Source organism: Anaerobacillus sp. 63XJN7_5_ISO-PGPR-S23-430, from assembly GCF_056173695.1.
Map to the genome: position 1 here is coordinate 2139077 of NZ_CM149686.1, position 20416 is coordinate 2159492.

18 protein-coding genes are annotated in these 20416 nt (G+C 38.6%); 15 read left to right on the plus strand and 3 right to left on the minus strand.

All coding sequences use genetic code 11. The features are described 5' to 3' along the window. Positions 1 to 64 precede the first annotated feature (64 nt). The 4 genes from AC0VYJ_RS11440 to AC0VYJ_RS11455 all read left to right on the plus strand — a co-directional run bounded on the left by AC0VYJ_RS11440 (position 65) and on the right by AC0VYJ_RS11455 (position 4071). A complete protein-coding gene (locus AC0VYJ_RS11440; protein WP_475367424.1) occupies positions 65 to 1243 on the plus strand; it encodes an acyl-CoA dehydrogenase family protein in 1179 nt (392 codons plus the stop codon). 234 nt (positions 1244 to 1477) lie between these two features. Next, a complete protein-coding gene (locus AC0VYJ_RS11445) occupies positions 1478 to 1627 on the plus strand; it encodes a hypothetical protein (RefSeq protein WP_475367425.1) in 150 nt (49 codons plus the stop codon). 146 nt (positions 1628 to 1773) lie between these two features. After that, positions 1774 to 3198: a D-alanyl-D-alanine carboxypeptidase/D-alanyl-D-alanine endopeptidase gene (gene dacB, locus AC0VYJ_RS11450; protein ID WP_475367426.1), complete on the plus strand. Its 1425-nt coding sequence runs from the start codon at positions 1774 to 1776 to the stop codon at positions 3196 to 3198. A 252-nt stretch (positions 3199 to 3450) separates the two neighbouring features. Continuing rightward, entirely contained in the window at positions 3451 to 4071 is a 621-nt protein-coding gene (locus tag AC0VYJ_RS11455; RefSeq protein ID WP_430246475.1) for a hypothetical protein, read from the plus strand. On the opposite strand, the gene AC0VYJ_RS11460 is transcribed toward AC0VYJ_RS11455, so the two are convergent. Then, a complete protein-coding gene (locus tag AC0VYJ_RS11460; RefSeq protein WP_475367427.1) occupies positions 4068 to 5096 on the minus strand; it encodes a YeiH family protein in 1029 nt (342 codons plus the stop codon). The two genes, AC0VYJ_RS11455 and AC0VYJ_RS11460, sit on opposite strands and share 4 nt — an antisense overlap. A gap of 106 nt (positions 5097 to 5202) precedes the next feature. On the opposite strand from AC0VYJ_RS11460, the gene AC0VYJ_RS11465 reads away from it, so the two are divergent. The 4 genes from AC0VYJ_RS11465 to AC0VYJ_RS11480 all read left to right on the plus strand — a co-directional run bounded on the left by AC0VYJ_RS11465 (position 5203) and on the right by AC0VYJ_RS11480 (position 10353). Continuing rightward, entirely contained in the window at positions 5203 to 6072 is an 870-nt protein-coding gene (locus AC0VYJ_RS11465; RefSeq protein ID WP_475367428.1) for a LysR substrate-binding domain-containing protein, read from the plus strand. Positions 6073 to 6151: 79 nt separating this feature from the next. Further along, positions 6152 to 8374, plus strand: a complete 2223-nt coding sequence (locus AC0VYJ_RS11470; RefSeq protein ID WP_475367429.1) for a DEAD/DEAH box helicase — start codon at positions 6152 to 6154, stop codon at positions 8372 to 8374. A gap of 88 nt (positions 8375 to 8462) precedes the next feature. Then, a complete protein-coding gene (locus tag AC0VYJ_RS11475; RefSeq protein ID WP_475367430.1) occupies positions 8463 to 8849 on the plus strand; it encodes a VOC family protein in 387 nt (128 codons plus the stop codon). Between the two features lie 307 nt (positions 8850 to 9156). Continuing rightward, complete coding sequence (locus AC0VYJ_RS11480) at positions 9157 to 10353, plus strand: MFS transporter (RefSeq protein ID WP_430246484.1); 1197 nt, start codon at positions 9157 to 9159, stop codon at positions 10351 to 10353. A gap of 36 nt (positions 10354 to 10389) precedes the next feature. On the opposite strand, the gene AC0VYJ_RS11485 is transcribed toward AC0VYJ_RS11480, so the two are convergent. Further along, positions 10390 to 11559 (minus strand): lactate 2-monooxygenase, encoded by a 1170-nt coding sequence (locus AC0VYJ_RS11485; protein WP_475365204.1) that lies wholly within the window; start codon positions 11557 to 11559, stop codon positions 10390 to 10392. Between the two features lie 177 nt (positions 11560 to 11736). Between AC0VYJ_RS11485 and AC0VYJ_RS11490 the strand changes: the two genes are divergently transcribed. From AC0VYJ_RS11490 to AC0VYJ_RS11515, 6 genes are all read left to right on the plus strand, one after another. Continuing rightward, a complete protein-coding gene (locus AC0VYJ_RS11490) occupies positions 11737 to 13134 on the plus strand; it encodes a bifunctional metallophosphatase/5'-nucleotidase (protein ID WP_475365205.1) in 1398 nt (465 codons plus the stop codon). A gap of 618 nt (positions 13135 to 13752) precedes the next feature. Further along, positions 13753 to 14889 carry an FAD-dependent monooxygenase gene (locus AC0VYJ_RS11495; protein ID WP_475365206.1) on the plus strand — a complete coding sequence of 379 codons (1137 nt, stop codon included), beginning with the start codon at positions 13753 to 13755 and terminating at the stop codon, positions 14887 to 14889. A 377-nt stretch (positions 14890 to 15266) separates the two neighbouring features. Next, entirely contained in the window at positions 15267 to 16229 is a 963-nt protein-coding gene (locus AC0VYJ_RS11500) for a sugar-binding transcriptional regulator (RefSeq protein ID WP_475365207.1), read from the plus strand. Positions 16230 to 16527: 298 nt separating this feature from the next. Continuing rightward, positions 16528 to 17499, plus strand: a complete 972-nt coding sequence (locus AC0VYJ_RS11505) for a Gfo/Idh/MocA family protein (protein WP_475365208.1) — start codon at positions 16528 to 16530, stop codon at positions 17497 to 17499. Between the two features lie 90 nt (positions 17500 to 17589). Further along, a complete protein-coding gene (locus tag AC0VYJ_RS11510) occupies positions 17590 to 18108 on the plus strand; it encodes a VOC family protein (RefSeq protein WP_475365209.1) in 519 nt (172 codons plus the stop codon). A 281-nt stretch (positions 18109 to 18389) separates the two neighbouring features. Continuing rightward, the gene (locus AC0VYJ_RS11515) at positions 18390 to 18779 is read left to right on the plus strand and encodes a VOC family protein (protein WP_475365210.1); all 390 of its coding nucleotides are present in this window, start codon (positions 18390 to 18392) and stop codon (positions 18777 to 18779) included. Positions 18780 to 18892: 113 nt separating this feature from the next. Here AC0VYJ_RS11515 and AC0VYJ_RS11520 read toward each other — a convergent pair whose 3' ends face one another. Next, positions 18893 to 19399, minus strand: coding sequence for a peroxiredoxin family protein (locus AC0VYJ_RS11520; protein WP_430246499.1), 507 nt, complete (start codon positions 19397 to 19399; stop codon positions 18893 to 18895). Between the two features lie 376 nt (positions 19400 to 19775). Between AC0VYJ_RS11520 and AC0VYJ_RS11525 the strand changes: the two genes are divergently transcribed. After that, positions 19776 to 20318, plus strand: coding sequence for a site-specific integrase (locus AC0VYJ_RS11525; protein WP_475365211.1), 543 nt, complete (start codon positions 19776 to 19778; stop codon positions 20316 to 20318). Positions 20319 to 20416 lie beyond the last annotated feature (98 nt).

Below are 20416 nucleotides of genomic sequence, written 5' to 3' on the forward strand. Positions count from 1 at the left end.
GATTAATTCCTCTTCTAGTGTACGATAGTAAGTACAGATTAATCGGAAAGGCTGGCGTTTGTTTATGAATCATCTTTATAACTCTTTTATTAAAAACGATCGACAAAAGCAGTTGTTTGAATTGGGAAGTAATCTTGCGAATTCATTTGCAACAAGGGCAGACCAAATTGATCAAGAGGGGCGCTTTCCTTTTGAGAATTTTGAGGAGCTGAAAGAATCTGGATATCTTTCGTTAACTGTACAAGAAAAATTTGGAGGTAAGGGCATCAATTTGTATGAGTACGTGATGCTTCAAGAACGACTTGCAACAGGTGATGCTGCTACAGCACTTTCAATCGGATGGCATCTTGGAATCATCCTTGAAATGAGAGAAGAACAAATTTGGACAGATCAAGTATTTGAAAGACTTTCGCATCTCATCGTTGAAGAAAATGCTTTGTTTAACCGGGCGGCTTCTGAACCTGCAACTGGTAGTCCGACCCGTGGTGGGATGCCTCAAACGAAAGCTGTACTTAAAGAGAATAAATGGATTATAAGCGGTCGTAAATCATTTACTTCAATGGCGCCAGGTCTTCAATATGCACTTGTCTCATCCCAAATTGGAGAGACAGGAGAAAAAGGCTTCTTCCTTGTAGATATGACAGCTTCTGGTGTTACGATTGAAGAAAAATGGGACACGATGTCGATGAGAGGTACGAGAAGTGATGATCTTGTCCTAGAAAATGTTGAATTACCGCAAGATGCCCTTATTGAGGGACCTAATACTGCCAAAAGTGAACTGCCAAAAGCCTGGCTCTTACACATACCAGCCTGCTATCTTGGTGTCGCGATTGCTGCTCGTAATGAAGCAGTTGCTTTCGCATCACATTATTCACCAAATAGTCTGCCGGGTCCTATTAAAGAAGTCCCTGAAGTTCAACGGAAAATAGGGGAAATGGAATTGGAGTTAATGAGAGCTAGAGAAATGATGTACTCTGTTGCGTTACGGTGGGTTTCAGAACCCGATAAGAGAAATGAAATGGGCCCTGAGTTAGCGGCTGTAAAACACGTCGCAACCAATAGTGCAGCAAATGTAGTCGATATGGCCATGAGAGTTGTAGGTGCAAGAGCATTATTTAAAGATAATCCTATGCAGCGCTATTATCGGGATGTAAGAGCAGGATTGCATAATCCTCCTATGGATGATGCAGTGATTTCGATGCTTGCTAGCAATGCCTTTTCAAAATTCGAAGAATCTTCCTAATGGAGGGTTCTTTTTTAAACTCACTGAATTGTTCAGGTGGCGCGAGCTCAAATTCAAATCGTTCTAACTTTCGATAAAAAGCAGTAAAATAGACCCTTTATAGCCCTATTTCTTCCTCAATGCCTTCAAATAATACAGCATTCTAGGTCATTAGTTTTAAATTAGACAGAAAAGAAGGAAAAAGTCATTCGAATAGCGAAATAGATCATTAATAAGCGAAAGGAGGGGAGTATGGTGAGAGAACGTCAAACCGTTTCGTTAAGTGGAAGCTTGCTGTTAACGCATCCATGGGGTATTGATCTTAAAGATGAACAAAATCCTAAAGAAGACGGATCTTACGTAATCAATAATCACAAACAGCAGGAGTTGAAAGAAAACAAATGATGCTTATCCATTATATTCTTACAAAAGAAGTCTCATAGATCAGAGCCGTGCGAAATGTTCATCGCTTCGGCTCTATTTTAATTGGAAAGGTTGTGTAGAAGATCGGTATAAAGAAAAAACTAGCTTGTGGAGCCTTAATTTCTAGTTTGTTTTTAGGACGTCGATATCGCAAAAAAAGAAGTGGTAAAATAAATAACGGAAAGACATTGTCTCAATCTCTACATAGCATAGTAAATGATGAGCGTCTTTATGGCGCGATTGCTGGGATAAGCATCCGTAGTAATCATAGTGGAGAGCTTCTCTACGACCATTTTGGAGATTTAAGAATGACGCCCGCTTCAAATATGAAGCTCATTACAGCGGCGGCAGCTCTAGAGAAACTTGGTGCTGACTATCGATTCAGCACTGAGGTACAAACAGATGGAGAAATACAGGATGGTCGTTTAATGGGGAACCTTTATCTAAAGGGGAAAGGAGACCCAACGGTTTTACAGGAAGATTTAGATCAAATTGCTTTAGAATTGAAAGCTCTTGGGATTGAACGTATTCAAGGTGATGTTATAGGTGATTATTCCTGGTATGACGAGCAGTACCTATCAGAAGATATGGTTTGGAGTGATGAACATGAGTATTACGGTGCTCAAATCTCTGCCCTCACTATCTCTCCGAATATTGATTATGACGCAGGAACCATTATTGTTGAGGTTTCACCAGGAGAAGAAGGCGATTCACCTAAAGTAGTTATTTCTCCCACGGCGAACGATATACAATTAGTGAATAACGCTCTTACGACTTCACCCTCTCACGGGGAAGGGGAATTACATATCATTCGTCAGCATGGTACCAATACGCTTACAATCAGCGGTACCATTTCGAAGGATGCTCCACCAGAAAAAAAGTGGATTGCGTTATGGAGCCCAGATAGTTACGCCCTACATCTGTTTAAAGATTCCTTAAAAGGACTTGGTATTTACATAAGTGAGGAAGCCTTAAAAAATAAGTCAACTGAAATCAAAACGCTTTTAACTAAACAATCCATGCCTCTTTCTGAATTGCTACTGCCATTTATGAAACTAAGTAATAATGGGCATGCAGAAGTTCTTATAAAAGAAATGGGCAGGAAAGTTAGGGGAGAAGGAAGTTTTTCAGCTGGTCTCGAAGTTGTGAGAACATTTTTAAGAGAAGAAGGATTAGATCCTGATAACATGTGTTTAAGAGATGGTTCTGGTATTTCACAAATGAACTTGATACAGCCGAATCAGCTATCTTTGCTTTTATTCAAACTTCAAAGCAAACCCTGGTTCTCATCATTTATGAACTCACTTCCTGTAGCGGGAATCCCTGATCGGCTAGTGGGAGGGACTTTGCGAGAGCGTCTAAGGGCTACATCAGCAGAAGGCGTTGTTTTTGCTAAAACTGGCTCTCTAATTGGTGTTACTTCTTTATCTGGATATGTTAAAACGAATAATTCGCTCATTTTTTCAATTATTATTAATAAGTTTCTAGATGAAGAAGAAATGGAAAAGATAGAGGATGAACTGATGATCGTATTATCTTCTACCTTTATGTAATGGGGCATTAGTGGTTGGTAGAGTTGAAGGGTTGAAAATCGAAAAAAGAAATTTAACAGATTGAATTGTCGAATCGTGAAGCCGGTCATCTACATGACTGGTATAATAGTAGTAGACATTACTAATACGGAGGCAATTTAAAATAGCCATTCAGTCATAACTTCAAGTCAATCTATCAGCGGTCAAAGCTGTTTATGACGACTTCAAAGTTAGATATTCATAAAGAAAGAGTAGCAAGGGAAGGGGGATTAAATGTTGAAGCGTTTGTATCAATATCTTTTATTTGTATGTGTGATTTTATCCGTTTCAACGATTTGGTATGAATCTCCCTTTCAACAGGCGATCCTCATCGGCACTTGGATCGTCTTTTTTATTGATTATACGGTCTTTCTTTATTTATCTGAAGATCGATGGGAATATATAAAAAAGCATCCATTTGATTTAATAGCGCTAATTCCGCTAGATTCAATCTTTCAAGGAGCTAAGCTTGCGAGACTTTATAGACTATGGCGAATTAAAACAATCGCCAAGCGATTTAGTAATCCCATTCTAGGTAAAGCGATGGGTATGTCTCCTCAAACGTGGTTTTTAACTAGTTTTGTATTTGTTATCGTCTCAACATTTCCATTCTATTTCTATGAACCTGTCGTGGATTCTTTTCAAGATGCAGCGGTTTGGTCATTAGGTTCGATCATTTTTGTTGGACGATTTTCAGTAGAACCAACTTCTTTTGTAGGTAAATTTGTGATTATTTTACTTACAATTGTAGGAATACTTCTTCATGCGCTTATTGTGAGAACTGTATTTCGTTACGTGGATTACCTTCGTAAAAAATGGTCATCCACAGAGGATGACCATTCAAATGAAGCCTAGTAAAACCATTTTACGATGAAGAATGTAAAAATGGAAAGAGCAACTGATACAATTGTAATAATGGCCATTGGCTTTAGTGCTTTATCTTTCAAATCCTTCAGACTAACACTCAATCCTAGGCCTACCATAGCAGCCGTCAAACACCACGTTGTTATTTCGGTTACTACATTTGTTGCAGATTCAGAAAAGGGAATAATGGGTCCTAGGAGATAAGTTCCTGCGAGACTCATTAAGATAAACCCGATTAAAAACCATGGAAAAGCAACTTTTTGTTTTGTGCCCGCGTTTTTGCGTTTCATTAGGTACATGAAAAGAAAACAAACTGGCACGAGGAGAAAGACTCTTCCTAGCTTTGCAAGGAGCCCCATTGCAAGAGCTGTTTCTCCTCCTGGCGCTGCTGCTAATGCAACGTGAGCAACTTCATGTAGTGAAATACCTGACCATACTCCATATTGACTTTCAGTTAATGGAAGGAATGGGCGAAGAATCGTATATCCGATTGAAAATACCGTTCCAAATAGAGCGATAATCCCCACTCCAATTGCCGTATCCTCTTCTTTAGATTCCACGATCGGCGCAATTGCTGCAATGGCTGCAGCTCCACAAATCCCTGTACCAGCACCAAGTAAAAAGGTTATGGATGTATTAGCTTTCATCACTTTAGAAAGCCAAACAGACGATAAGATAGAAAATACGATGATAAGCGCGCCTAATAATAATATGGGTAATCCATCTTGAAGAATCAGGCTTACATTTAGTTTAATTCCATATAAAATGATGGCGAACCTAAGTATTTTTTTAGATGAAAAAGTGATTCCTCTTCTTAACCATTCGGGATACCCGGCTACTTGCCGATAAACGATTGCGATCAGAATGGCTGATGCGAGTTGTCCTGTAAGACTAAAGCCTGGCACCATAGCAAGGAAATAACCTAATAGTGCAATAAAAAAGGTAAATGCTATGCCGAGGAAAAATCGCATCTTCTCAGGTATAGTTTGTTGTTGTCTTAAAGTATTAATCATCATGTCCCCCCCGTTTCTCTTTCTTTAGTCTACTTCAGCTATTGCTATAAGTGAAATAATTAAATAGAATATGTACTATAAGTATTAACTTATAGTAAGGGGTGATGACGTGGATCAGCAGTTACACGTTTTCGTTACAGTCGTAGAAAAACGCAATTTCTCTCGAGCGGCAGAGGAGTTACACATGACTCAACCTGCGGTTAGTCAATATATCAAAAGCCTGGAAGAGGCGCTTGGTACTAAACTGTTAGAAAGAAACAACCGATCTGTGGAAATGAACAAGGCAGGAGAAATTGTCTACCACCATGCGAAAGAATTCTTAAATCTTTATTCAAAGATGACGTATCTTTTGGATGACCTAACAAACCGAGCGAGTGGGAAAATTACAATTGGTGCAAGTTATACATACGGTGAATATGTCCTTCCACATGTGATTGCAGCTATTAGAGAAAAATACCCATTAATTACACCATCTATAACGATTGGGAATTCAAGAGAAATTGGTGATCTTGTCTACTCACACCAACTTGATGTTGGCATCATAGAAGGTGACTATCCTGCTAGGGACATGCAAGTGGATAGCTTCACTGAGGATGAAATGGTTATCGTAGCATCACCAACACATCATCAAGTGAACAGTGGAAAGACACTTGAACAAGAGATGTGGGTTGTGAGGGAGGAAGGGTCTGGGACGAGAGAAGCTACAGAGAAGATGTGGAAGCAGCTCAATATAGAGCCTACTCAAAAACTAGCCTTTGGGAGTACGCAGTTAATTAAAGAATCTGTCGAAGCTGGAATTGGTATAAGTATCTTATCGAAGTGGACAATACGGAAAGAGTTAGAACTTGGTACATTACAAATTCTGGAAATACCGAATTTCACCTATTCAAGGACGTTTTCAATTTTGATGCGCTCTCCCTTTCAAACAAAAGTACTTGAAGTTTTTCTAGACTATGTTCATTCTCATCATAGAACGTAGCACATATGTAGAGAGTTTTTCGTTAGCGTGATATAGTTAGGGAATTGAAAAAGGAACGGATAAAAGGAAGCGATGTAAGATGAAAGAATTAATTGATGAATGGCAATTAGCGCTTCGCGCTGAAATTGCACACCTTAAAAAATTTGGTAGCAGACCAATTAGAGTTGTCAATGGAAGGCTGCTGTCTTCAGGTGACGATTTTAGGTATTACTTTGATGCACGTACCCCAATTCAAATCCCAACTGGATCAAAGGTTCGGCTTGAGATGAAACATATTAAGCGCGAAGGCAGGGTACTGTCTTCAGAAGGAAAGAATGTCATTCTAGCTCTTGAAGCTGGTTTAGGAGAGCGAATTGGAGAGGCAGATCTCTATCATGACCCATGGGAACTGCTAGATGAACTGCATGAGCGTCTTGAAGAAATAAAAAAAAGCAAAAGAAGGTTAGCTAGGGTTAATCGAGTAATGAATCCTCCCAATTCTGTGAAGCATCCTGATGATAAGATCAAAAGCCGGCTTCATGAGCTGATTCTACGAACCAAATATAACCCAGTGACGTACGTGTGGGGACCTCCAGGGACTGGGAAAACCCATAATCTAGCAAGAGCCGCTGCAAATCACTTTTTCAAAGGAAATAGCGTCCTGATCTTATCTCATAGTAATCAAGCTGTTGATGTATTAATGCGGGAAACAGCCTCATTTGCTGAAAATAGAGAGAAATTTGAAGAAGGAAAAATTGTGCGGTATGGACAACAGCGCGATGTTTCATCAAATCTGCCGCTTTTTACAGATCAATTGCTTATGACGAAGCATCCAGACCTTGCCAACGAGAAAGAGAGTATTCTTGATGAACGAAAAAAACTGAAGGAGGACTTATCTAATTCCTTTAGTAAACGCGATTCTGATCAGTTATTAAAGCTTGAATCAAAATTAGGAAATGTTTTAGAGCAGATTCGTCGGAAAGAAACTCAGTTTGTAAAAGAAGCAACGATTATAGGCACAACACTAACAAAAGCCGCTATTGATGAGAATATCTATCGGAAGAGGGTAGATGTAGTGATCATCGATGAAGCGAGTATGGCCTATGTGCCCCAGGCAGCATTTGCTGCTTCACTTGGAAAACGCGTTGTTATATGTGGCGATTTTAAACAGCTACCTCCTATAGCGTCTGCACGGCACCCGCTTGTTTCAAAATGGTTAAGAGAAGACGTATTTCACTGTTCGGGAATTGTTGAAACTGTCGAAACCGGTAAACTTCATCCTCAACTCTTTCTGTTAAATGAACAAAGACGAATGCACCCGGTTATTTCAGACTTTACAAACAATAAAATTTATCATTCACTTGTAACAGATCATCCGAAAACTGCCGTACTTAGAGCACCGATATCAGACCAAGCTCCTTTTAAAGGTATGGCATCTGCTCTAATTGACACAAGTCATACTGGCTATTTTTGTATGACGGGACATTCATCGAAGTCACGAATGAATTTATGGCAGCTTTTTCTAGCTTTTCAGGCAATTTACGAAGCGTTACAAGCGGGGATGTCATCAATTGGTTATGTTACCCCTTATCGCGCTCAAGCGAAGATGATGAATTTATTAATAGACGATCTTTTAAAACATTCTTTTGTTGAGGCTGACATTCTCTCAGCCACGGTTCATCGTTTTCAAGGAAGTGAGCGAGATATGATGGTGTTTGATACAGTAGATGGAGAACCAGAATCACGTCCTGGCATGTTATTGAGTGGTCACAATAGTGAAAGACTGATCAATGTTGCGATGACGAGAACGAAGGGGAAATTTATACAAATTAGCAATGTTGATTATATACAAAAACGGATGTCTCCATCAAAAACACTACGACAATTAGTTGATCATCAGCTATTAAAAAAAGAGAGAATTTCTCCTACGCATATAGGAAAGTGGGTAAAGAATCAGCATCCCAAATTGAAGTGGCACCACGCACTGAATACTGACATGATTTTTCAAGATATTCAAACTGCGGAAGAAATCGTTATTTCAATTCCTAAGGGAACAAGGTTAACAGCCGAGTGGGTGAACGTATTAAAAAAAGCAAAAGGTAAGCTGTCCATTATTTCACCAGAGATCGTTCAGTCAGTCCCGATTGCTCACCATGTCGACCATAGTCTGGCATTCCCATTTATAGCGCTTGATCAAAATGTGCTTTGGCTTGGTGTTCCATTTGAAGGGATGAAAGATGTCCTTCCACCCGCAGTTGCCTTGAGACTTGAGTCTACACTTTTTACTGGAGAAATATTGAATCAAATTGTTCCCCGAGATTAATAGAATAATGTTCCTTCTACTTTTCTTCGTTTACGTTACTGTGATAAAGTTACAGGGAATAACGATATGAAAAGAAAGCTGGTGACTTATGGGGATTCAAAAACTGGAACATGTCGGGGTACAAGTAAGAAATATTGAAGCTTCGAAAGGTTTCTATCAAGGGATTATTGGATTAGAGTTACTTGATGAATTCGATCATCCTGATGGTGATAAAAAGCTAGCCTTTCTTGGTTTAAACGGGCAAATTTTAGTAGAGCTAATAGAAGGTTATAATCCTGATTTACCCGCAGAAGGAAAAGTTCATCACATTGCCTTTACTGTTGAAAATATCGAACAAGAACGCACTCGTCTTCATGACCTTGGTGTAACGTTTATCGATGAAGAAATCAATACATTACCAAACGGTGCAAAATATTTGTTCTTCGCAGGACCTGATGGAGAATGGCTTGAATTCTTTGAATCTGCTACTTATTAACTACGAGTGAAATGACTAAAAACCAGCGTCCCATTCAGAAGGATGCTGGTTTTTTCTGTTCAAGAGCTCCAATCCATTCGTTTCTGACCGCTCGTCTTCGCTTTTCGTTGTCTAGCTGCGACTCGCAGAAACTACTGGATTTCGCTCTTTCACAAAACACAGAAGGCGTGTTTCTGTTCAAGAGCTCCAATCCATTCGTTTCTGACCGCTAGTCTTCGCTTTTCATTGTCTGAGCAGAAAACTCTTAATCAAAACAGTGATGTTGTAAGATGGTAGAGAACTTATGTGAGAGAAAGAAGGAATATGTATGGCGAAACAGCAGGGTCTTCAAAAAGAGAAGATCTGGACGCGGGACTTTATTTTTATATGTATGGCAAACTTTTTTATTTTTGCAGGATTCCAAATGACCCTCCCAACGCTGCCTTTATTTGTGAATGAACTTGGTGGGAGCGACCAGCTTATCGGTTTTGTTGTTGGTATTTTCACATTATCTGCTTTGCTTATACGACCGTGGAGCGGTCATGTATTAGAGTCACTCGGAAGAAGAATTATCTTTTTAATTGGCTTAATCGTTTTTGTCATTTCCGTTGGCTCTTATGCGTTTACAGGAAGTTTGATTCTTTTGTTTCTTATGAGAGTAGTACAAGGCCTTGGCTGGGGAATGTCTACAACCGCGGTTGGTACAATTGCAACTGACTTGATTCCTCAAAAGCGAAGGGGAGAAGGCATGGGTTATTTTGGCCTTGCTGGGAATTTAGCGATGGCATTTGGACCAGCTCTCGGTTTATTCTTAATCGCTCTTTCTGGATTTCAAACGATGTTTTTGATTGCCGCTTCTGCCGGTTTACTTTCATTCATCATCGCTGCCTTTATTCGCTATAAACCTGCAAATAAAACACCGATTGAAAAAAAGAAATGGGATATATTTGAGAAGACAGCTTTAATGCCTTCTATTCTTCTTTTCTTTATTACAATGGTCTTTGGAGGAATCGCTACTTTTCTTCCGTTGTATGCAGAACAGCTAGGAATTGATGGAATTGAATGGTACTTTGTCGTATTTGCTGTTTCGCTTATGCTCGTACGTGCTTTCGCTGGACAAATCTATGATCGAAAAGGTCATAAAGCTATATTTCTTCCAGGTGCATTTTTGATTTTACTGGCTATGGTAGATCTAACTTTATTAGCCAATCAATTTATGCTCATTCTTGCGGCTGTGTTATTTGGCATAGGATTTGGCTCCGTTCAACCTGCTCTTCAAGCATGGGCTGTTAATGAAGCACCGCTTCACAGAAAAGGTATGGCTAACGCAACCTTTTTCTCCTTCTTCGATTTAGGTGTAGGACTTGGTGCGATGTTTTTCGGTCTAATTGCTTCTACTTTTGGATATGCTGATATTTATTTAACAGCTGGAATATCTGTCATCATTTCTATGGTGATCTACGTCATTTACTTAAAAAGAAGTGCAGCTGTTCATAAACATAGTGAAGCTGTTCAATGGAAGTAAGATTAAATAAGGAACACGTCTGTGTTCCTTATTTTGCTATCGACTAGCCGGAATGATCAAGTCTTTGTTTACTTCAGTTAGGTCTCGACAACCTGATAAGGCCATCGTTAGATCAAAATCTGCAACAAGGTTGGAAAGCACTTGTTTCACACCATTTTCACCACCAACCGCAAGGGCGTACATACATGGTCTGCCGACAAGCACCGCTTCGGCACCAAGCGCGATGGCTTTAAATACATCTGCTCCTCTTCTAATCCCGCTATCCATTAATACCGGAATGTGATTCTCAACAGCTTCAACAATAGCCGGAAGTGCATCCAGTGCTGCGATCGCACCATCCACTTGTCGTCCACCGTGATTCGGAACGATAATTCCATCTGCTCCATATTTAATCGCAAGCTTAGCATCATCTGGATGAAGAATTCCTTTTAAAATGATAGGAAGAGATGTGTATTTTTTGAGTTCTGCTAAATCCTCCCATGTTAATCCTGCATTCCCAAAAACGTTTGTCCAGTGCATAATCGCACCCATAGCGTCTTTTTCAGGCGGAACGTGAAGTCCTGCTCGAAAGGCAGGGTCAGTTAAATAGTTGCCAATACCTTCTCCAATAAGAAAAGGCAAGTAGACATTTTGAAGATCTAATTCTCGCCAGGCCATCATTGGTGTATCAAGCGTTACAACAATCGCAGAATATCCAGCATGCTCTGCTCGCTGAACAAAGCTTTTGGCAATCTCAGGATCGCGACTCCAGTAGAGCTGAAACCATTTTGGCGCATCGCCCATCGCGTCAGCAATCTCTTCCATAGAATGACTTGATGCTGAGCTTGCAATGTAAGGTATTCCCATTGAAGCTGCAGCTCTAGCAGAAGCAAGCTCACCTTCTTGGTGGATAATCGATTGAACTCCTACTGGAGCAACCATTATTGGAGAAGGGAGCATCTGACCGAATAAACCTACCTTTAAATTTCGTTCTTCAACGTGACGGAAAACGCGAGGAACTATGTTCCAACGTTTAAAGGCGTCTCGATTCGAATTTTTCGTATCTTCAGCACCAGACCCTCCAGCCACATAATCATAAGGACCATCCTCTAGTACTTCTCTCGCTCTTTTTTCCCAATCTTCATATCTTGTTGGAAGGCGATCAGGATCAGGCGCATGCATCTGCTTATATATGCCAAACTGTATCTTATTACCAATATTACCCATGATAACGACTCCTTTAACAATATGATTAAGTGAATCTTCTTTTCTTTCAAGCCAATTCCTTCTTAAAAAGGAAAAGTTTATTAAAGTTAAAGGCTTAATAGGAGGATTTCGCTCATTAGTTTCGAAATAGTAGATTGGCACTAAATTCGTTCATTACGAACATAATGGGGGACAATCATGAAGCTTTCGATCATACATACGAACGATATTCATAGTCATTTTGAGAATTTCGCAAAAGCGACATCACTTATTAGGGATTACGCAGATGACCACACACTAATTTTGGATGGTGGTGACTTTGCTGATTTTAAAAGTATAGAGCTTCAAGGAACGCAGGGGATCGCGGCCGTGAAGATGCTTCAATCTGCCGGTTATGATGCGATTACGATTGGAAATAATGAACTGTTTAATGGAAATGAAACGCTAGAGCATATGGCGGTACATAGCCCTGTTCCTTTCATTAGTTGTAATCTTCTTAAAGCAAACGGTGCGTCATTCAAAGGGGTATTTAGTAGTACGATCATACAAAAGCAAGGGATACGTATTTTGATTACAGGTGCTTCACCGGATTTGCAGGAATTTAATGATTTGATGGGTTTTCAAATTTTAGATTACATAGAAGCGATTCAGAAAGAGATAGAAAGCCAAAAAGGAAACTATGATATTTGTATTGTGCTAAACCATGTTGGCACTGAAGGTGATATTGAACTTGCCGATGCAATTGATGAGATTGATTTGATTCTTTCCGCACATGACCACGTTCTCTACGATGAAGCTAAAGTAGTGAATGGCACCATTCTGAACTCAGCTGGTATGTACGGGGAACATATTGGTATTGTAGAAATAGAGGTTACAGAGGATGGTTTAACCTTATTAGCCTCCAGAGCGATCTCAACAGCAAAAGCGGTAGAGGATGAAGAGATTAAAGATATTTTACTTTCAAGTAAGAAAGAAGCGATCGACAATTTGAGTAAACCACTTTTCACAGTTAGTAAAACGCTCTGGCATGATGTACTTGAAGAAAACCCTATGGCGAATTTAATTGCGGACGGTTTAAAAGATCGCTTTGAATGTGACCTCGGACTAATTAACAGCGGCATCACTAATGGGGGAATCGTTGATTTTGTGTCTAATAAAAAGCTCATTGAAATATGTCCTTCACCATTAAATCCGACTTATTTTGAAATTCAGGGAAAGCACTTATATGCTGCTCTTGAAAGCTCGTTAGATAGTTCGGTTTGTATGTCAGATGGCAGGGGGCCAGGCTTCCGAGGTAAATATGTTGGGCGACTTCATGTATCAGGTGCAGTGATCCAACATGATCAAAAGAAAATACATTCTATTACGATTAATAATGAGGTGTTAGATCCAGAAAAGTGGTATCGAATTGCCTCTTCTGATTATTTGTTAAGGGGCTCTGGGTATCCGGACTTAGCATTTAACCGGAACTTCTCCTATCAATCTGATGAAATAAAAGATGTGATAAGAGAATATGCCGAAGATCAAACCTTCGTAGAAAATGCATTTAAAAAGCGCTGGGTGGTTCCAAATGGAGTAACGTTAGACGTTCATTAATGAACTCACTTATAATAGAACATAAATCTTTTCCTAATAAAGAGATTACTAAATGGTCAACTTAAATGGTTTTTTTGATAAATAACAGAATATGTTTTGAACAAATGGGGAGCGCTTGCTTAATAAAAAGTAAGCGCTCTAAGTCGTTTTAGGGCAGTAGATGGGAAGAGTGAGCATATGTTCATCATCGTATTCAATACGAATCGCTCACCATGATCAAGAGATTTTTCACAAAATGTTCACTTACGTAAAAAAATTGAAATGACTATACTATTCACTATGCTTGAAAGAAGGGAGGAGTATTTTTCAAAAACGAAGTAGAAGAGTGAAATTCTGGCCTAATGATGTACTTTGGGATCGTAGATCGTATGCAGGGAAACATTTTATAATTTATCTATGAACAAGCTAATTTGAGAAAGGGCTCTTATGGTAGGGCTCCTGAATCTAATGATTTACCTTATTCTAGAAAATTTTAGTGGTAGCTCCAATTGCGATGAAGACCACGTACGGTAATACATACATATGTTCATAATTAGGAATCAGAGGAATAATGTGGACTACCCTAATATCTTTGGGGGCGCAATGTAAAGATGCACACGTTTAAAGGAGGTATTTGATATGTCAAATGCTAAGGTGAAGAAAATAGTGATCGTTGGCGGAGGAATTGGTGGACTATCAGCTGCTATTGCTCTAGGTGAGATAGGAATTGAAACAGAGATTATTGAACTAAAACAAAAATGGGAAGTATATGGCGTTGGAATATTTCAACCACCGAATGCACTTAGAGCTTTAAATGAACTAGGAGTAGCAAATACATGTATGGAATGGGGCTATAGCTTTGATGGAATGGAATATTGTGATGCGGAAGGGAACCGATTTGCAGAACCTCAATCTCCAAAAATTGATGGGTATCCTGGGCTAAATATTATTTCTCGAAGGACGTTGCACTCCATTTTATATGAGAAAGCAAAGTCTGTAGGAACAAAATTTAGGATGGGAACAACTATAGTAGATATTCATCAAGGTGATGACCAAGCTCAAGTAAAATTAACCGATGGATCTATGCTCACAGCGGATTTAGTTATTGGTTCAGATGGTCAGAATTCTAAAGTGAGAAATTTGATGTTTGGAAAGGTTGAACAAGAATATCTCGGGCAAGCGGTATGGCGTTATACGTTACCTCGGATGGAAGACATAACAAGAAGTACTTTGTATTACGGTCCGAATGCAAAGGCAGGTTTGGTTCCAATGTCTGAAGATGAAATGTATCTGCTGTTAACAACTTCTGAACCCGGAAATCCAAGAATGCCAGAAGATCAGTTAGATCAAATTTTACGTAACAGATTGGGGGATTTTGGTGGAAAAATAGCTGAAGTTAGAGAGCAAATTGTAGATCCTAAAGAAGTCGTTTACCGTCCGGTTTTTAGTTATTTATTACCGTCTCCTTGGTATCAAGGTCGAGTATTGTTAATAGGAGATGCTGCCCACTCCACCGCCCCACATCTTGGACAAGGTGCGTCTCTTGCAATTGAGGATGCTGTTGTTCTAACTGAACTTATTCAACAAGGACTAAATGTGACTCAATTGTTAAAAGCATTTAATGACAGACGTTATGAAAGGTGTCGTATGCTTGTTGAAAGCTCGAATCAACTTGTTAAGTGGGAGTTTTTAGAGTGGGAAGGAAAAATGCCTGATGATGTTAGTGTTCCTAGATTTGTTTATGAAACGTTAGCAAATATGAATGAAGCTATATGATCCGGGCAACTCTATGAAAAAAGCGGAAAGACTTATGCATCTATAAGGAGAACTACTTTTATATGAAAAATAGATTGGAATATTTCAACCGATCATAAGAGAAAAATTTTATTATTTCATAACATCATAAATGTTGAAGTTCGAGCTTTATTAATCAGGCGTAATTTCGTACTAAGAAATTACGCCTTTTCTATGTAGAAATGGTTAAGTAAGTGGGGGAATTTCAATAGAAACTAAATAGCGGGGTTTATTTATACTTTTTGAAGATTAAATGGTTTGCGATTGTTACCAATAACTCTCTGGGTAAATAGGAGTGAGTGCTTTCGGATTGCACAATTGTCCTAATTGTTGTACATTTGTGCAAAGGGGAGAATGCGATGGAGGAAAGAAAGGAAATTAATACGCTATATCAAGTTGCAGAAATGTACTACGAGCAAGATATGACGCAAAGTGAAATAGCGAAAGAACTCGGGATCTATCGAACAACCATTAGTAGAATGTTGAAGAAGATAAGAGAAAAAGAAATCGTACAAATCCGTATCAATTATGATGTCTTCAAAGATGTTACCATCGGGAGAAAACTAAAAGAACAGTATCAACTGAAAGAAGTCATTCTCATCCCCGAGAAAAAAGGTGCCTCTAGTGACCAAAATTTGAAGGCTATGGGGCAAGCATGTGCAAAGTTCTTAGATGGAGTAGTCAAAACTGATGATGTTATAGGATTTTCATGGGGAACATCTCTTGCCGCCGTTGCAGAGGAATTGAATCCTCAAAGAACTCAAGAAGGAATCATGTGTGTCCCGCTTATAGGTGGACCGGACGGTAAACTAGAAAGTCGTTATCATGCTAACACCATCGTTTATGAAATAGCTAAAAAGTGGAAAGGAAATTCTAAATTAGTTGATGTTCCCGCAATCGTTCAATCAGAAGCGTTAAAAGAAGCGTTGATGGATTCTGAACACTTTCGTGAGGTTGAGGATTTATGGGGAAAGTTGACAATTGCCATTGTAGGTATTGGGTCCCCACTAATCAGCGACGGTCCAAACTGGCTCGCTTTTTATGGAGAAAGATTCCAGGGTGAAATGGAAAAGAGTAAAGTAGCAGGGGACATTTGCTCAAATTTCTTTGACAAATCCGGAAAGACTCTAGATACGAGACTCTCAAATCGCACAATTTCAGTTGATATGAATGATCTTCATAAGGCAAGGTACACCATTGGAGTAGCTGAATCTAAGGAAAAGGTTGAAGCAATCCGCGCCGCGCTAGTATCTGGTCACCTTAATGTTCTTGTCACAACGGAAGAGACGGCAAGTGAGTTATTGAATGATGAGCTAGGTTAAACATGAACATTAAGCTGAACTCGAATTTAAGCTTTATGACATGATTTTACGACGGGATCACTTAGAAAAATCGCCTCATCTAAAAGTATATTTGTATGAGCAAAACGAGGTGTACCTTCATAACAGTTAACTTCAGCTATTGGACAAGCCTATTTATTCTTAAAAAATTATCAGTTTGAAGAAAGGTTAATAAGATTGGAAGCGGCTAGATGTATCTTTATTTACCCCTATTGTAACTAACGTGTTCATACTGTCGAAACAAGAGTTAGAAAAATCACGTTAAAAGGAGAGGTTTGAAATGAAGCAAGTGAATTGGGGAATTGTTGGACCAGGAGGGATTGCTACAGATTTTGCACAGGCGATTAATGAGGTTAATGGGCAAATCTTTGGGGTCTGGGGAAGAAATGTAGAAAAAGCTAGGGAATTCGCTGATCGTTATGGAGTAGAGCACGTATATGAGAAAACGGAAGATATGTTTAAGGATGATCGCATTGATATCGTATATGTAGCAACTCCACACAGTATTCACTATTCTTTCATCATTGATGCTTTGGATTCTGGAAAGCATGTTCTATGTGAGAAGGCAATCACAATGAACGGTGAACAGCTGCAAGAAATTATTAATTTAGCAGAGTCCAAGAAACTAATCGTAGCGGAAGCGATGACGATTTATCATATGCCTCTATACAAGAAGTTAAAAGACATTATCCAAGAAGGTAAAATTGGAAAAGTCAATATGGTCAATGTGACCTTCGGTAGTTGCAAGGAAGATGATCCAACCAATCGTTTTTTCAATCCAGACCTTGCTGGTGGTGGGATGTTGGACATTGGTACTTATGCTCTTTCATTCACAAGGTTTTTCCTATCCAGTCAGCCAACGGAACTTCATACAACTGTTAAGAAATATGAGACAGGGGTAGACGAACAATCCGGAATTGTGTTGAAAAATGATCAGGATGAAATGGCAGTTGTCTCATTGGCGATGAGGGCTAAGATGCCTAAGCGAGGAATCGTAGCTGGAGATGAAGGGTTCATCACAGTAGATAATTTTCCAAGAGCTGATAAAGCAACAATTACATATACATCTGATGGTTCTGTAGAAACAATTGAAGCTGGAGAAGAAAGAAGAGCCCTTATGTATGAAGTGCAGGCAATGAATGACCTGATTTTGAATAACAAAGAGAATTGGACCTTACCACTTTCACGTCAGGTAATGTATTTAATGGATGAGGCCCGTCAGAAGTGGGATCTTACGTATCATTTCGAATAAAAAATACTTTTACAGTTCTAATGTGTGACATGATTCAATTCTATTCTTAGGTTTCTTAAATCTGCTCAATTCAAGGAAGGAGAGAATAAGATGTATAGAGGTATTGACCATATAGGGATGACCGTACCAAATATAGAAGTAGCAACTAATTTTTTCCGGGAAGCTTTTGACGCTAAAGTTTGTTATGATGTGCAGCGACCCGAACATGATCCGATGAAAGGAGAAGAAGTAGAGAAACAATTGGGGTTACCATCTGGAAAAATAATTATTCATATGCGTCTATTGAGAATCGGTGAGGGACCAACTATTGAACTTTTTCAGCTAGGAACAAAAGCAGACAAGGATCCAGCGAAAATATCTGATTTGGGTCTACATCATTTTGCTTTATATGTTGACGATATTAAAGAATCTTCTAAACGTTTCGAAGCTGCAGGTGGCTCTCTTTTGTCGGAACCCCACCCACTGGCTGGAGTGGAAGATGGACCACGTAATAGTGGAGTATATGGGACAACCCCTTGGGGAAGTTTGATAGAATTAATAAAGTATCCTGATGGTATTGATTACCCGAGTGAAAGTGAAGCAAAGAGATGGAGCCCTCCAAAGCACTAGAAATTGATCCTGTTCTTTATTGAACTTTTGAATGGAACAAGTTATGTTTCCTATGTAAACAACACTTCAGATTTAAGTCAGCATTTATGCTGACTTTTTTTATAGTTTAAGCATGGAAAAGGGTTTTGCAAAAAAAGCGACTCACACCAACAAGAAAGCGAAAAATCTCCTCTGCAATCTGATGTGCAATTGTAATGAACAATTTAGTAGAAGGACTATGTTTTCAATCTACATAATATCAATATTTTAAACTATTATATTATTAAAAGGAGAGGGTAAATTTGATACACCACATCGAGCTGTATGTATCAGATCTGAAAGAAAGCACAGAATTTTGGGGATGGTTATTAAAAGAACTTGGTTATACACCATTTCAAAATTGGAAAAAAGGGAGAAGCTGGAGAGATAAAGAAAGCTATATCGTATTTGTGCAAGTTGAGGAGAAATACAAAGAAGTGGGATATCATCGTAAACGGATTGGTATAAATCATCTCGCATTTCGTGCTCATTCAAAAGAGCAGGTAGAAAATATTCGATTAATGCTCGTACAAAAACAAACTTCTATTTTATATAACGAGCTATATCCTCATGCGGGAGGCATTAATCATTATGCGCTTTATTTTGAAGATCCAGATCGAATAAAGGTAGAAATTGTATCACCTAACATATAATAAATTTCAATTACCGTACTGTATACACAAAATTTAAAAATAATAGTCTTTAAAATTATTGCAAATCACGAGCGACGTCAATACAAAAAACAGGCCAATTTGGCCTGTTTTCTTTATCCCTTATAAGTCTTTCCAATATACTGAACGATCTTACGTAACTCTGTAACAGTAGGACGACCAAATGGACTTGTTTGTCTTTGTTGATAAAGCAATTCGCCCTTATCATCAATAAGGAAGTAGGCTGGCTCACCATGAGCGCCATGATCTTCATATGGATCATCTTCTCTATGATAGTGAACATCATATGCTTCAAGTGCTTTTAAATCCTCATCAGCTAATACTGGAAAAGAAAGATTCTTTTCTTCAGCCATTGCTTTTAAATCATCAAATTTATCAGTTGATATAGTTGTAATATGAACATTTTTCCCTTCAAAGAAACCAGTACTTTCTTCTAGACTTTCAAGATCACTCACACAAACGGGGCACCAGGAACCTCTAAAGAAAATGACGAGGTGCCATCCACCTTTTTCTTTACGGTATGATTCAAAAGAATATTCTTCGCCGTTTACTGCAGGAAGTGAAAAATTAGGGACTGCGTCTTTCAATGCAAATTTAGACAAAACTATTTCCTCCTTTGAATAATAACAATCTCCTTATAATGTAAGGCAGTTGTTATGATACTCTAATTCAGAAATAAATGATGTAAGATACCTTACTCTATTTTGAGACTGAATAATTGACAAAGATAATTGTCGTTATAGCCTTTTTATTGGGAATAAAAACGAATTGGCTATCATACGTTCAGAACAAACTAATTGCACGTATTCCAACACAATGATACAAAACATATATTGTGTATCATTGTGAAAATGAATGAAAGCTTATTTTTAGGGGTTTTTCTCTTTTCGAACGGAACGAAGAAAGGTATAATGATACATATTAACCAAATGTTTATCATTAACGATACATATTGAATAGAGAAAGAAGGATGCCCTCATGAACACGGTTCAGCCGATTCGTGATCCTCAGAAGATCAAATTAGTAAAAAAACATCTACGAAAGCGAAATTCTAGAGACTGGTTTTTATTTAATATGGGAATTAATACCGGTCTGCGGATTAGTGATTTACTTCCATTACGTGTGGGGGACGTTCGAAATCAAACACACATTATTATTAAGGAGAAAAAAACAGGGAAAGCCAAACGATTTCCGATCAACTATTCTCTTAAGGAACTCATTGAGTCGTATACGTTTGATATGGAAGAACGTGATTTTTTATTTCCATCGAATAAAACCGATTTACCGATTCAAAGAGGACAAGCGTACAAAATATTAAATCAGGCTGCAGCGGAAGTAGGACTTTCCGAAATTGGAACACATACTATGCGTAAGACGTTTGGTTATTTTTACTATAAACAAACAAAGGATGTTGCAATGCTTCAGAAGATCTTTGGACATTCTGCACCATCGATTACATTAAGGTATATTGGAATTGAGCAGGAGCAAATGGATGAATCATTGTTCAACTTTAGTTTATAAGTGAAGCAATGATAGACATGTTATAATTTATAAAAGAGGGGGGAGGAGTTGAAGGTATAAATATAGTTTTGCTTTAAGAAAAACTTCTTGATGCTGCA